This window comes from Xanthobacter aminoxidans, from assembly GCF_043193615.1.
GTDB lineage: Bacteria > Pseudomonadota > Alphaproteobacteria > Rhizobiales > Xanthobacteraceae > Xanthobacter > Xanthobacter aminoxidans.
Genome location: NZ_JBAFUS010000003.1, coordinates 729,505 through 743,001, shown reverse-complemented (window position 1 = coordinate 743,001; position 13,497 = coordinate 729,505). Strand labels below are relative to the sequence as shown.

Annotated in this window: 17 protein-coding genes; 9 read left to right on the top strand and 8 right to left on the bottom strand. The window is 68.9% G+C overall.

What is annotated here, in order from left to right:
- Window positions 1-140: 140 nt before the first annotated feature.
- Window positions 141-1,034: a branched-chain amino acid aminotransferase gene (locus V5F74_RS18655; protein ID WP_024277083.1), complete on the top strand. Its 894-nt coding sequence runs from the start codon at window positions 141-143 to the stop codon at window positions 1,032-1,034.
- Window positions 1,035-1,146: 112 nt separating this feature from the next.
- A complete protein-coding gene (locus tag V5F74_RS18650) occupies window positions 1,147-1,929 on the top strand; it encodes a phosphatase PAP2 family protein (RefSeq protein WP_081837555.1) in 783 nt (260 codons plus the stop codon).
- A gap of 9 nt (window positions 1,930-1,938) precedes the next feature.
- Here V5F74_RS18650 and V5F74_RS18645 read toward each other — a convergent pair whose 3' ends face one another.
- The 6 genes from V5F74_RS18645 to lgt all read right to left on the bottom strand — a co-directional run bounded on the left by V5F74_RS18645 (window position 1,939) and on the right by lgt (window position 7,170).
- Window positions 1,939-2,892 (bottom strand): ribose-phosphate pyrophosphokinase, encoded by a 954-nt coding sequence (locus V5F74_RS18645; protein ID WP_024277085.1) that lies wholly within the window; start codon window positions 2,890-2,892, stop codon window positions 1,939-1,941.
- Window positions 2,893-3,056: 164 nt separating this feature from the next.
- Entirely contained in the window at window positions 3,057-3,746 is a 690-nt protein-coding gene (locus V5F74_RS18640; RefSeq protein ID WP_156026292.1) for a hypothetical protein, read from the bottom strand.
- A 158-nt stretch (window positions 3,747-3,904) separates the two neighbouring features.
- Window positions 3,905-4,456, bottom strand: coding sequence for an RBBP9/YdeN family alpha/beta hydrolase (locus V5F74_RS18635; RefSeq protein WP_029556712.1), 552 nt, complete (start codon window positions 4,454-4,456; stop codon window positions 3,905-3,907).
- Window positions 4,457-4,472: 16 nt separating this feature from the next.
- Entirely contained in the window at window positions 4,473-5,240 is a 768-nt protein-coding gene (gene pgeF / locus V5F74_RS18630) for a peptidoglycan editing factor PgeF (protein WP_029556713.1), read from the bottom strand.
- On the bottom strand, window positions 5,237-6,355 hold the full coding sequence (locus V5F74_RS18625) for a class I SAM-dependent methyltransferase (RefSeq protein ID WP_029556714.1): 1,119 nt from the start codon (window positions 6,353-6,355) through the stop codon (window positions 5,237-5,239). The genes pgeF and V5F74_RS18625 overlap by 4 nt, the downstream gene beginning before the upstream one ends.
- Window positions 6,352-7,170: a prolipoprotein diacylglyceryl transferase gene (gene lgt, locus V5F74_RS18620; RefSeq protein WP_029556715.1), complete on the bottom strand. Its 819-nt coding sequence runs from the start codon at window positions 7,168-7,170 to the stop codon at window positions 6,352-6,354. The genes V5F74_RS18625 and lgt overlap by 4 nt, the downstream gene beginning before the upstream one ends.
- Window positions 7,171-7,581: 411 nt before the next feature.
- Here lgt and V5F74_RS18615 point away from each other — a divergent pair, with 411 nt between their 5' ends.
- From V5F74_RS18615 to V5F74_RS18595, 5 genes are all read left to right on the top strand, one after another.
- Window positions 7,582-7,896, top strand: coding sequence for an accessory factor UbiK family protein (locus tag V5F74_RS18615; protein ID WP_024277091.1), 315 nt, complete (start codon window positions 7,582-7,584; stop codon window positions 7,894-7,896).
- 342 nt (window positions 7,897-8,238) lie between these two features.
- A complete protein-coding gene (locus V5F74_RS18610) occupies window positions 8,239-8,739 on the top strand; it encodes a type III secretion system chaperone family protein (RefSeq protein ID WP_029556717.1) in 501 nt (166 codons plus the stop codon).
- Between the two features lie 166 nt (window positions 8,740-8,905).
- Window positions 8,906-9,742, top strand: a complete 837-nt coding sequence (proC, locus tag V5F74_RS18605; protein ID WP_394009643.1) for a pyrroline-5-carboxylate reductase — start codon at window positions 8,906-8,908, stop codon at window positions 9,740-9,742.
- Between the two features lie 30 nt (window positions 9,743-9,772).
- Window positions 9,773-10,438, top strand: coding sequence for a TetR/AcrR family transcriptional regulator (locus tag V5F74_RS18600; RefSeq protein WP_394009642.1), 666 nt, complete (start codon window positions 9,773-9,775; stop codon window positions 10,436-10,438).
- Between the two features lie 51 nt (window positions 10,439-10,489).
- Window positions 10,490-10,993 carry a YaiI/YqxD family protein gene (locus V5F74_RS18595; protein WP_394009641.1) on the top strand — a complete coding sequence of 168 codons (504 nt, stop codon included), beginning with the start codon at window positions 10,490-10,492 and terminating at the stop codon, window positions 10,991-10,993.
- A gap of 3 nt (window positions 10,994-10,996) precedes the next feature.
- Here V5F74_RS18595 and cowN read toward each other — a convergent pair whose 3' ends face one another.
- Window positions 10,997-11,326: a N(2)-fixation sustaining protein CowN gene (gene cowN / locus V5F74_RS18590; RefSeq protein ID WP_394009640.1), complete on the bottom strand. Its 330-nt coding sequence runs from the start codon at window positions 11,324-11,326 to the stop codon at window positions 10,997-10,999.
- A 142-nt stretch (window positions 11,327-11,468) separates the two neighbouring features.
- Complete coding sequence (locus V5F74_RS18585) at window positions 11,469-12,269, bottom strand: PAS domain-containing transcriptional regulator (protein WP_394009639.1); 801 nt, start codon at window positions 12,267-12,269, stop codon at window positions 11,469-11,471.
- A 203-nt stretch (window positions 12,270-12,472) separates the two neighbouring features.
- On the opposite strand from V5F74_RS18585, the gene V5F74_RS18580 reads away from it, so the two are divergent.
- Window positions 12,473-13,162, top strand: coding sequence for a tetratricopeptide repeat protein (locus tag V5F74_RS18580; RefSeq protein WP_029556723.1), 690 nt, complete (start codon window positions 12,473-12,475; stop codon window positions 13,160-13,162).
- A gap of 50 nt (window positions 13,163-13,212) precedes the next feature.
- Complete coding sequence (locus tag V5F74_RS18575; RefSeq protein ID WP_024277099.1) at window positions 13,213-13,473, top strand: hypothetical protein; 261 nt, start codon at window positions 13,213-13,215, stop codon at window positions 13,471-13,473.
- Window positions 13,474-13,497: the final 24 nt, after the last annotated feature.

The window sequence follows — 13,497 nt, the reverse complement described above, 5'->3', positions numbered from 1 at the left end:
CCCGGCCGGTTCGATCGTTTCGCGGCTTTGCCGGCTTTCCAAGCAGGCGTAAAGATATCCCCATGCGGGACCGCTGGAAAGCTGCGGTGACGCAGGGGGGAAGCCGCGCGCACGACGCGGTCTGAACAGGAGTTGAGAAGATGAGCGCTCAGGGTGTCCCCTTCGACCAACGCGACGGCTGGATCTGGTACGACGGCGTCTTCGTGCCGTGGGCCGATGCCAAGCTGCACGTGCTCTCGCATGGCCTGCACTACGGCAGCACGGTGTTCGAGGGTGAGCGCGCCTATGGCGGCGAGATCTTCAAGAGCGCCGAGCATTCCGAGCGGCTGCGCCTGTCGGCCGAGATGCTCGACTTTACCATCCCCTACACCATTGGCGAGATCGACGCCGCCAAGAAGGCGACGCTCGAGAAGAACGGCCTCGTCGACGCCTATATCCGCCCGGTGGCTTGGCGCGGCAGCGAGATGATGGGTGTCGCCGCCCAGAAGAACACCATCCACCTCGCCATCGGCGTGTGGGAGTGGCCGAGCTATTTCGATCCCGAGCAGCGCCTCAAGGGCCTGCGCCTCGATCTGTCCGAGTGGCGCCGTCCCGATCCGGCGACCATCCCCTGCCGGGCCAAGGCCGCCGGCCTCTACATGATCTGCACCATCTCCAAGCACCGGGCCGAGCGCCGGGGCTTCGCCGATGCGCTGATGCTGGACTATCGTGGCTACGTGGCCGAGTGCACTGGCGCCAACGTGTTCTTCGTCAAGGACGGGGTGATCCACACCCCCACCCCGGACTGCTTCCTGGACGGTCTTACCCGCCGCACCGTGATCGATATCGCCCGCCGCCACGGCATTGAGGTGGTCGAGCGTCACATCAAGCCGGAGGAGCTGGCCGATTTCTCGGAATGCTTCATCACCGGCACGGCGGCGGAGGTGACCCCGGTTGGTTCGATCGCGGATTGGACCTTCACCCCCTCGGGAATCACGCATCAGCTGATGGATTCTTATTCCGCAGAGGTGCGCCCGAAGCAGCAGGCCGCCTGAGCGACCTCGCATTCTTCATGCGGAAGGGGCGGCGCTGGCAACGGCGTCGCCCTTTCCTTTGGGGGAGTTGACGCCCGCCCCGGCTCCGGCCAAACCTTGCCGGGTGAGCGATATGCCCTCTCCCTCCCTGCTGAAGCGTGGCCTTCGGCGTCTTGAAGCCCTGCCCGTCATTGGCCCGCTGCTCGCCTCGGTGAGCACCATGGAGCGGGCGACTCTGGCCGTGGTCGGCTTCATTGCCTTCGCTTTCTATCTCTTCCTCGTCGTGGCCGACGAGGTGACGGAAGGCGCGCCCGGCAGCCTCGACCGCGGCATTCTCCTCGCGCTGCGCAATCCCGCCGATCCGTCCGACCCCCTCGGTCCGCCCTGGGTGGAGGAGATGATGCGCGACCTGACCGCATTGGGCGGCACCAGCGTGCTCACCCTGCTGACGCTGGCGGTCATCTTCTTCCTCATCCTCACCCGCAAGCGCCATGCGGCACTGCTCGTGGCGGTGTCGGTGGCAGGCGGCACGATCCTGTCGCAAGGCCTGAAGTGGGGCTTCGACCGGCCCCGGCCGGACCTCGTGCCCCATGGCATGTCGGTCTATTCCCAGAGCTTCCCGTCGGGACATGCCATGCTCGCGGCGGTGGTCTACCTGACCCTCGCGGCCCTGCTCGCCCGCACGCAGAAGCGCACGCGGGTGAAGCTGTTCCTTCTGGGCGGGGCGGTGGTCATCACCGTCATCGTCGGGATCAGCCGCATCTATCTCGGCGTACACTGGCCCACCGACGTGGTCGGCGGCTGGGCGCTCGGCGCCGCCTGGGCTTCCACCTGCTGGCTCGTCATGCTGTGGCTGCAGCGCAAGGGCGAGGTGGAGGGAGAGGCGAACGGGTCGGGCGCCTCTCCTCGGGACTGAATCGAAGCCTCAGTCGAACAGGCTGGAGACCGATTCCTCATGCGCGGTGCGGGCGATGGCCTCGCCGATGAGGGTGGCGATGGAGACGACGCGGATGTTCCGCGCCACCCGCACGGCCTCGGTGGGCAGGATGGAATCGGTGATCACCAGTTCCTTGAGCTTGGACGCGGTGACGCGCGCCACCGCGCCGCCCGAAAGCACGCCGTGGGTGATGTAGGCGGTGACTTCCTTGGCGCCGCGGGCGAGCAGCGCATCCGCCGCATTCACCAGCGTTCCACCCGAATCGACGATGTCGTCGACCAGGATGCAGGATCGGCCTTCCACATTGCCGATGACGTTCATCACCTCGCTCTCGCCCGGCCGCTCGCGGCGCTTGTCGACGATGGCGAGCTGGGCGTCGATGCGCTTGGCGAGCGCGCGGGCGCGGACCACGCCGCCCACGTCCGGCGACACCACCATGACGTTGGAGGTGTCGAACCGCTCCTTGATGTCCCGCACCATCACCGGCGCGGAATAAAGGTTGTCGGTGGGGATATCGAAGAAGCCCTGGATCTGCCCAGCGTGCAGGTCCAACGTCATCACGCGGTCGGCACCGGCGTGGGTGATGAGGTTGGCGACCAGCTTGGCGGAGATGGGCGTGCGCGGGCCGGGTTTGCGGTCCTGGCGGGCGTAGCCGAAATAGGGCAGCACCGCCGTAATGCGCTTGGCGGAGGCGCGGCGCAGCGCATCAATGATGATGAGCAGCTCCATCAGGTGGTCGTTGGTCGGGAACGAGGTGGATTGCACCACGAACACGTCCTGTCCGCGCACGTTCTCCTGGATCTCGACGAAGATCTCCATGTCGGCGAAGCGGCGCACCACCGCCTTGGTGAGCGGCGTCGCCAGATAAGCGGCAATGGCTTCAGCGAGCGCGCGGTTGGAATTGCCCGCGACGAGCTTCATGGGACCGTTCTCCGCTGACATTGGGACGCTCCGCCCGGCACCGGGCCTGATCGAAGGGTCGGAAACGAGACTTGTCCGGCTCTGATAGGCGGCCCGTCACAATGTTGTAAAGAGCCACGGCACGGCAGAAGACAGGACCACGTCATCGTCCGTCGCGGCTGTTGCCGGAATGTCGTGTCGTCCGGTCAGTTCGCGGCGTAGCCGAGGGCTGTGCCTGGCGTTTCGAGGGCCGCCACGGGCACTCCGGCGGGGTCGGGCCGGATCGTGGGCTCGGCCGCCGCGGGCTTCTCGTCCTGCGCCGCGGGTGCGGCGGCGGTGGCCGTGGCAACCGGTGCGGGCGCCGTGCCGCCGACGCCGAGCGTTTCGGCGAGGCTCGCCATGGACTTGTCGGCGATGCGGGCGAGCACCTTGTCGTCGCAGGCGGCCCAGCCGTCCGAAACCTTGCCCTTCACCCGTCCGGCCGGCTCTTCGCCGGAGAGCCGGGCGACGCGGTTCTGGTTACGGTCGTAGACGTCCCAGGCATAGGCCACCGTGGCGCTGCCCTTCTGGACGTGCATGGCGAGGTAGCCCTTGACCCGGTAGGCGGCACCGCTGGAGCGGGAGGCAACCGCCACGCGCCGAGTCTCCGCCTCGGAATTGAGCTGGCCCACAAGCTTCTCGAAGGTGGCCTGGGGCGGCCCGTCGATGCTGTCGAAGGCGACCGCGCCGCCACCGCCGGAACTCGCCATGCCGGAGCCGTCGGTCTGGCAGGCGCCGAGGGCGAGGCACAGGGCCAGCCCGGCAAGGCGAAGTGGGGAGATGACGCGGCGCGCGGCGCGGGAAAAGCCCACGTGTTCGGCTGCTGCGTCCTGAACCACTGCCTCTGATACCCGCATGACGGTTCCCGGCGTTGAGCTTGTCGCCGAAGGGGTAGCGGGAAATGGCGGGCGGGTCCAGAAAAACGGTTAAGGTGCGGTTAACGGCTGCAGGAAATCCCGTTAGGGGAACGCCGGCCGCGTGATGTGGTTGATGGCTCCTTAAGCCTTGTCCTGTCTCAGCCCAGCGACTGGAGGAGACCGAGCAGGCGCACCGAACCCTCCGGCCACGGTCCATAGCCTGCCTCGGCATTGATATGCCCCGCGTCGCCCGCATCGACGACGGCCGCGCCCCAGTCGAGCGCGAAGCCTTCGGCGCGGCGGTAGTCGCAATAGGGATCAGTCCGGCTCGCAACCAGAACGGAGGGGAAGGGCAGGGGCGCCGTGGGCACCGGGGCAAAGCCGGCGATGGCGGGGTCGATGTCCGCCCGATCGAGGTCAGGCGGGGCAACAAGGAAGGCCGCCCTCACCTTGCCCGCCGGCAGCAGCGGCACGGCATGGATGAGGGTGGGCACCCCGAGGGAATGAGCGATCACCACCACCGGCTTGTCCGCCGCCGTTACCGCCTCGGCGAGGCGGCGCGGCCATTCGTTCGGGTCAGGCCGGTCCCAGTCGGGCTGCATCACCCGCCGGGCGGCGGAGAGGCTGCGCTCCCATCTGCTCTGCCAGTGGTCGGGGCCGGAGCCCTGCCAGCCGGGGACGATGAGCAGGACGGCATCGGAGGATTTCATCGGCATTTCCGCAACGTCATGCGAGGGTGATGGCGGCCATCAGCCGGCCGTAGTCCGGCTCCTTGCGGTGGGTGGTCCGGCGATAGGAGAAGAAACGCTCTTCGTCCGTATAGGTGTCGAGGCCGAGGTCCTCCACCTGCCCCACGCCCGCCTGCTCCAGCCTGAGACGGATGAAGCCGGGCAGGTCGAACAGGGAATGATGCGCCCGGTCGGCGGGGGCGAAGAAGCGGGCGAAGCCTTTGTCCTCGGCGAGGAAACGCCCGACGAACTCCTCGCCCACCTCGTAGCTCGGCTGGCGGATCAGCGGCCCGATGACGGCGCGGATGTCGGCCCGCCGCGCGCCCAGCTCTTCCATGCGAGCGATGGTCTCGGCGACGATGCCCCCCACCGCCCCCTTCCACCCGGAATGGGCGGCGGCCACCACCCGCGCGCCGGGATCGGCGAACAGGATCGGCCCGCAGTCGGCGATGGATATGGCGGCGGCGATGCCCGGCGTTGCGGTGACGACCGCATCGGCCTTGGGCGCGGTCTCGCGGGTCCACGGCTCGGTGGCCACGACCGCGTCGGCGGAATGGACCTGCCAGCAGGCGAGGAGATGCGTGGGCGCAACGCCCAGTGCCTTGGCCATGCGGGAACGGTTCTCCGCCACGGCAGTGGGATCGTCATTGGAACCGGTGCCGCCGTTGAGGCTGTGATAGATGCCCTGCGAGACGCCGCCCCGCCGGGTGAAGAAGGCATGGCGGATGCCGGGCAGGGCGCTGAGCAGGGGCGCCTCGATCTTCATCTCGTGAACTCCTCGGACGGGTCGAACGCGGGCGGCGTGCCAAGGTGAGGATGGGCGAGCGCGAGCACCTTGAACAGCCGCCCCATCTCGCCATCCCCCGTTCCGGCGAGGCGGCGCACTGCGGCGGCGACGGCGGCCGCTGCATTGGGAGCCGCATCGCGCATCAGCCGGTCGGCACGCGCGGCAAGGCCGAGGCGGGCAAGGAAATCGCCCTGCTCCAGCGGCCCGAACGCCTTCAGGCCGGCCTCCCGCCCCAACAGGGCCAGGCGGGCGAAATCCACATGGGCGGTGAGATCGGCCTCGCCGGGATCGGCAAGGGGATCGGCGAAGCGGTGGGCCTTGAGCGCCTGCAACGTGTCACCATGGCCGCCGGCATGGCCGTAATCGATGGCGAGGGCGATCCCCCCCTCGGCCGCGATGCGCCCGGCAAGCGCACGCGCGGGGCCGCTCTCCATCACTTCCAGCACGGCGCCCGGCGCGGGCGGCGGCAGGTGGGCGGCGAGGGCCGGCGCCATGCGGGAGGGGGCGGTGTCGAGGCCGAAGGTGAGTTGTCCCTGGGCACCGATGCCGACCTTGCGCTCATGCCAGCCGGCGCCGGTCCATACATACTGATCTACCGGCAGGGCATCCAAGAACTCGTTGGCAAGCACGATGGCCGGCCCGGCGGGCACGTCCTCGATCCTGGCGTGCCATGAGACCCGCTCGCCCGTCCGCTCCTCATGCGCCGCGAGCGCACGCGCCTGCGCCTTGCGCAGCACCGGGCTCGTCTCCACCAGATGGATGCGCGCCGCTGCGCCGAACGCCGGAACGAGGCGCGCCGCGCGCAGGGCATCGGCCATGAGGGTACCGCGGCCGGGGCCGAGCTCCACCAGCCGGAACGGGTCGGGCATGCCCATCTGCTGCCAGGCGGCCACCGCCCACAGGCCAATCAGCTCGCCGAACATCTGGCTGATCTCGGGGGCGGTGGTGAAGTCGCCCCGCGCGCCGAGGGGATCACGTGTCACGTAATAGCCGTGCCGGGGATGCCCGAGGCAGAGAGCCATGTAGCGGCTGACGGGCATGGGGCCCTCGGCGGCGATCAGCAGCCGGATTTCCTCTTCGAGCGGCGTGGTCACGGCGCTGGCTTGCGCTTCAGCGCGTAAAGGAGAAGCCCGAGCCCGGCCAGCACCAGCGGCACCGATAGCCACATGCCCATGGTGGTGCCGAAGGCGAGATAGCCGAGCTGCACGTCCGGCTCGCGGAAGAACTCGCCGATGATGCGGCCGATGCCGTAGCCCATGCCGAAGATGCCAGCGGCGACGCCGGGGCGCTTCAGCTCACCGCTGCGCACCACCAGCAACATGATGAGAAAGAGCACGATGCCCTCGAGCCCCGCCTCGTAGAGCTGGCTCGGATGGCGCGGCAGCGGCCCGCCGTGGGGGAAGACGATGGCCCACGGCACGTCCGCCGGCCGGCCCCACAGCTCTCCATTGATGAAATTGGCGAGGCGGCCGAAGAACAACCCGATGGGCGCCACGACGGCAGCAACGTCCAGCATCGAGAAGACCGGGATGCCGCGGGAGCGGGCGAACAGCACGAGGGCGAGGAGCGTGCCCGCCAGCCCGCCGTGGAACGACATCCCTCCTTTCCACACTGCGAAGATGTCCGCCGGGTTCTGGGCGAAGAAGGCCGGATTGTAGAACAGCACATAGCCCAGCCGGCCGCCGAGGATCACACCCAGCGTCGCCCAGAACAGGGCATCGTCGAGATCCTGCGGGGTCATCGGGGAGGTGCCGCCCCACAGAGCCGGGCGGGAGACCAGCCGCCGCGCCAGCAGCCAGCCGATGACGAGGCCGGCGATATAAGCGAGCGCATACCAGCGGATGGCCAGTGGGCCGACCTGGATCAGCACGGGATCGATGGCGGGGAAGGGCAAAGCGAGGGTGGGCATCGTTTCCCCGTATGGCGGCACCGGCGCCGTCATGTGCCGCGACCGGCCGGAGCGCGTCAAGCCGCCGGCGCGGGCGCCTACGGCCGCGTCATGTTTTCCCTTGGGTCAGGTGACGGCTCGGGACGAAACCTGAGGAGCAAGTCGCGGAAGCGCGGACTCTCAAGCGCCGTCACGACGGCGAGGACTGCGCTCCTCATTTCGCGCCAGCGCCAGCCGCACGGCGCGTGGGGTGAGCCATTCTGGATCGGCTAAAGTCGGGAAGGGCTGGCGGCAGCGACCGTGGGAGGTAATCGTGCAATGTTGCGCTGCACCCTTGCGTCCTGCGCTCCCTGCCGCCATGTTCGGCCCACCGGTCTTGCCGGATCGATTTCGCCGTGACGGCACGCAGCTGCTTGGCCTCAGGAGGCTTCCATGACCCAGACCACCGGCCGCCTTTTCGACGAGATGGCGCGTCTTGTGAACGACGCCGCGGGCGTGGCCCAGGGGGTCCGCCGCGAGGCCGAGACGGTCATGCGGTCGCAGATGGAGCGCTTCCTGCGCGACATGGACCTTGTGAAGCGCGAGGAATTCGAGGCTGTGAAGGACATGGTCGCCGAGGCCCGCATGGAGAATGAGCGCCTCTCCGCCCGCATCGCCGTGCTGGAGGCGAACCTGCGCATCCACACCCATCCCACCGCTTCCGGCCCCACCGGCCCGGAGACCGAAGTGCCCGGCGGAGCTGCCTGACACCTTCCGCAGCGGAATATTTGGCGACATCCCGCCCCTGCGACAAAAGGGCACTGAACGGGTGGCGCACACACAATCTGTCGTAGCGGGGAAAACTTTACCCGCGATATACTGATTTTCGTGGCGATTCGGAGCCGGTTCGTCGTAGCGCTCGAATACGACGGGGCGCAGCCTCGCCAGGATGCTCTCTTGAAGGACACGCTCTTTCGGGACATGTCCTGACGGCGAGCCTCCGAACGGCACGCCGCCTGCGCATGCCCTGGCTACTGTCTGCCCGTGGCCTGTCACACGGAGTGCCGCTTTCGACCCTCTCCGCGTTCCTCAAACCGCGAGGTCGAGGCCATGTCTCTCATCGACATCGAAGCTGATGCGCCGGCGAACCCCGTTGATCTCGTGGAGCAGCTCGCTGCTCTGCGCGACTGGTCGTTCGAGCGCTCCGACGAGGACGAGATCACCCTCTCGCTCGCCAGCCGCTGGACGGACTGCCATGTCTCGTTCCAGTGGATGGACGAGCTTGAGGCGCTCCACGTGGCCTGCGCCTTCGACTTCAAGGTGCCGGAGGGGCGCCGCCCCGAGGTGCTGAAGCTCCTCGCCCTCGTCAACGAGCAGATGTGGCTGGGCCATTTCGACATGTGGTCCCAGGAAGGCGTCATCATGTTCCGCCACGCGCTGGTGCTGGCGGGCGGCGCCACCGCCTCCGACCGGCAGTGCGAGGCCATCCTCGATGCCGCCCTCGATGCTGTCGAGCGCTACTATCCCGCCTTCCAGTTCGTGGTCTGGGCCGGCAAGACCGCCCGCGAGGCCATGGACACGGCCATGTTCGAGACTGTCGGCGAGGCCTGAGCCGCGCCACCGGGGGCCGGCGGCAGCCGGCCCTCTGGCGTCCATGCTGTGGGTGCGATCCCCGCCGCCGATGTGGCGCGGGGCGTGAGCCTCCTCTATGTGATGTCCTCTGCGGGGCCCGCGGGCGCGGACATGCCTGCAGAGCGGTCCGGTTCAAGAGGCGGTCATGAGCGAGAGCGTGCTGAAATCCCTGTCTGGTCCGGTGGTGCTGCTTGGCTGCGGCAAGATGGGCTCGGCCATGCTGGAAGGCTGGCTCAAGCTGGGCCTCCCGGCGGACAAGGCTGTGGTGCTCGATCCCAACCTTCCGGCCGAAACGGCGTCGGCGCTCGCGGCCAAAGGTGTCTCGGTCAATCCCGCGCTGGACACTATTGCGGCGCCGTCGGTCCTGCTCCTCGCGGTGAAGCCGCAGGTCGCCCCCCAGGCGCTGCCGGCGGTCGCTTCGCTGGTGAAGCCGGGCACCCTTGTCGTCTCGGTGATGGCCGGGCGTACCATGGCATTCATGGGCGACATCTTCGGCGCGAATGCCGCGATCGTCCGCTCCATTCCCAACACCCCCGCCGCCATCGGTCGCGGCGTGAGCGTCGCGGTGCCCTCGCCGGGCGTGACGCAGGCGCAGAAGGATCTTACCGCCGCGCTGCTCGGCGCCATCGGTATCGTCGAATGGATCGATGATGAGGCGCTGATGGACGCGGCGACCGCCGTCTCCGGCTCCGGCCCCGCTTATGCCTTCCTCCTCGCCGAGGTGATGGCGCAGGCGGGTGCAGCCGCCGGTCTGCCGGCGGACCTCTCGGCCCGCATCGCCCGGGCAACTGTGGCCGGCGCGGGTGCATTGATGGACCAGTCCGATCTTTCCGCCGCGACACTTCGCCAGAACGTGACCTCGCCGGGCGGCACGACCGCGGCGGCTCTGGCCGTTCTCATGGATGAAGGCCGCGGCTTTCCGCCCCTGATGGTGGAAGCCGTCGCCGCCGCCACCCGGCGCGGCAAGGAACTCGCCGGCTGAGGGCATCGTCTCTTATCGAGGAGTAGGGCCATGACTGCGGAGACCGCGCGCGAGGCCTGCCTGCGCAGCTTTCTCGATCTTTTGGCCGAAAAGCCGTTTCGCGCCATCTCGCTGTCCGAGGTGGCCGCGCATTGCGGCGTGCCGCTGGCGCAGATGCGCGCGTCGTACGCATCGACCGACGATCTCCTCGCCGCCTTCTTCCGAACCACCGATCGGCAGGTGCTCGCCGAGGGCGGTCCGGACAGCGACGATCTGGCGGGGGAGGGGCCGCGCGAACGGCTGTTCGAAGTGCTCATGCGCCGCCTTGATGCGCTGGAGCCCCACCGGGAGGCCGTGCGCGGCCTCTCCCGCTCCGCCCGCCGTGATCCGATCCTCGCACTCACTCTGTTGCGGCTTTCCGAAGCGTCGCAGCGCTGGATGCTGGCGGCGGCGGGCATCGATTGCGCGGGCCTGTCCGGCAGCGTCAGGGCCAAGGGGCTGGCTGTTCTGTTCGCCCGCGTGCTCGATACCTGGCTGAAGGACGAGGATCCAGGCCTCGCCCCCACCATGGCGGCGATGGATCGCGAGCTGGAGCAGGGCGGCAAGCTGCTTGGGATGCTGGACGATCTCGCCACCATCGCCATCCCCTGGCGCAAGCGCCGCGCCTCGTCCCGGCCCGCAGATGCTCCGGCGGAGGAGCCAGCGCCCGCCGTCTGAGGCGGGTTGCCCCACCTTGCTCGCGGAACGACAGCCTGCCATGGGTCAGGCATGAGCGCCCCCCGCGAAGAACCCATCGCCCTCTATATCGATGCCGACGCCTGCCCGGTGAAGGAGGAGGCGTATAAGGTCGCCTTCCGCCACCACATCCGGGTTCTGGTGGTGGCCAATGCGCCGCTCATGGTGCCCCGCCATCCTTTGGTGGAGCGGGTCATAGTGCCCGCCGGCCCGGATGTCGCGGACGACTTCATCGCCGCCCGCGTTTCGCGCGGGGACGTGGTGGTGACGGCCGACGTGCCGCTCGCCTCCCGCTGCGTCGCCTCCGGGGCCTCAGTGATCGCGCCGGACGGACGGCCCTTCACCGCCAATTCCATCGGCATGCAACTCGCCACCCGGAACCTGATGGAAGAGCTGCGTTCGGCCGGCGCCGTCACAGGAGGTCCGAAACCGTTCTCGCCGCGCGCCCGGTCCGAATTCCTCTCCGCCCTCGATCTCGCCATCGTGCGGCTGAAGCGGGCCGGCTTCCGTCCCGCGCCGGCGCCCGAGGCCGGGTGACGATCAGAAGCACTCTTCCTCCAGCCGTTTCAGGTCGGTCAGCGCGACTTCGTCGTCGTGCTCCTCGAATAGCTCGACCATGTAATAGACGTGGGAATGGAGCAGCAGCAGCTTGTCGCAGATGGTGGCGCCGCCCGCCTCTGCGGCTGACAGCCGGGCCTTGAAGCGGTCCCAGAAGGCGTTGCCGTGAGCCGGGTCGTCGATGTAGCGGAGCAGGTGCGTGAGCACCACCTTCATGTTCCCTTCGAAATCGATCCCCTGGAACGTCAGGTAGCGGTCGGGCGCTTCGAGCGCGAAGGGCAAAGCGGGAAAGCCGGCGGCAGCTTCGGTCATGCATCGTCCTCCATCGGGCGCCGAAGCGCGTCGAGGAGACCATGGGCGGCGAAGGGAGCCGGCTTCAAAGCCGAAGGCGCGGCCCACAAGCGTCCTGCACGAACGGCATCAGGGCTGCACGAATGGCGGTCGGCGCCGCGCCTCAGACCCCCAGCCGCCGCCGGATATCCTCCACCTTGCCCCGGCTGACCGGAATCCGTGTCTCGCCGGCATCCGCCATGACGAGATGCCAGCCGCCGTCCTCACGCGCGGCGGCGCGGACGTGGCGCATGTTGACGAGATAGCGCCGATGCACGCGCACGAACTGCGCTGGATCGAGCCGACGCTCCAGATCGGCGAGCGGCCGCGGGCAGAAGGCGGAGAAGGTGGCGGTGCGCGCCTCCGCATAGTGTCCCTGCGCCACCAGGAAGGCGACTTCGGTCACGTCGATGAGGCTGATGACATCGCCCTTGCCGCGCACCAGCGGGAGTTTCATGAGGGGGCACAGGGCTGCCATGGCCTCCGCGCCCGCCACCGCCAGCCCCTCCACCTCCAGATCGGCCCCGGCGGTGCGGCCCATCATGGGCGCCTCGACCAAGGCGTGGATCATCATAAGGAAGCCGTCGGGCGGGGCGTCCGGTGTAGCCTCGAGCCGGCTGACCTTGGCGACCAGGGTGCCCATGGCGGTGGTTACCACCAGGGAGGAGGTGCCGTCCTGCGAGGCGCGGGCGCGCTCGATGAGAAAAGCCACCTTGTCCCGCGCCTCGCCGGGATGGAGCGAGAGGATATCCACACCCGCGAGCCGCTGCCCCGCCGGCGCGAGCAGCCGCAGCGCCACCGGATTGACCGAGCGGATGCGCAGATCCGTGTCGAGCAACACCACCCCCACCGGCGTGCGCTGGAGGCGGTATTCAAATGACTGTGAGGCGGCGAGAGACGGGTTCGCGCGGGATGTGACGGCCATAACTCCCGATCCGGTGCCCCATCGGGCGGGGGTATCCTACGCCGGGCGGCCCCCGTGCCAAGGCCGAGCCGCCTCAAAAACGCCCGTTTGCCACGATGAGGCCGCATGGATACTTTACGCGCCCTCGTCCCGGTGCGGCGTCGCCGGCAAGGTCCTGCTTCGGCAGGCCACCCCCAAGTCCTGGATCCCGAAGCTCTCAGCTCATGACCGACATTTTTCACGAGATCGAGGAAGACCTCCGGCGCGATCGCCTGCGCAAGCTCTGGGACCGTTTCGGCGGCGTCATCATCGCCGCGTGCGTGCTGGTGATTCTCGCCGCTGCGGGCTGGAGCGGCTACCAGTACTGGCGCCATGAGCAGGCGGTGAAGGCCAGCGAGGCGTATGAGAGCGCCGTCGCCCTGTTCGATGCCGGCAAGATGCAGGAGGCCGAGGCCGCCTTCGCCGCCATCGCCAAGAGCGGGCCGGCCGGCTATCGCACCCTTGCTCTGTTCCGCGCCGCTGCCGCCGCCACCGCCCGCGACAAGGCGGCCGGCATCGCCGCCTTCGATGCCATTGCTGCCGACAATTCCGTGCCGCCGCTTGCCCGTGACCTCGCTTTGGTGCGCGCCGCCCTGCTGGTGGTCGATACGGCCGGCCTGCCGGAAGTGAAGCAGCGCATCGGCGGCATCGCCAACGGCACCGGCCCGCTGCGCCATTCGGCGCGCGAGACGCTGGCGCTGGCCGAGCTGAAGGCCGGTGACCTTGCCGCCGCCAACAAGACCGCCACCGATATCACCACCGACAGCGAGACCCCGCCCGGTGTCCGCTCTCGGGCCGAGCTCATCCGGCGGCTCACCGCCTCGGCCACCGCCCCCGCGGGTGAAGCGGCCGCCGGCAGCGCGCCGACCCAGTGAACCCCGTGAGGAGCCGCATGACCGCGACGCGCATGAGGAGGACAAGCTTGATGATGGCACGCCCTGTCACCCGCAGCCTGCGCCTCGCGCTCGCGCTCGGCCTCGCCTTGACGGCCGCCGGCTGCGAGACGCTGGAGAATCTCAACCCGTTCGACCAGAAGAAGCCGCCGGTGCCGGGCGCACGCACGCCCGTGTTCCCCAACGGGGTGCCCGGCGTCGACTATTCGACCGGCCTCGGCCAGCCGAGCAACGCCAACGCCCCCATCGACAATCTGCCGGCCACCCCTCCGAAGGGCCAGCCGCAGCAATGATCCCTCAGACCTGAAGCCGACCGC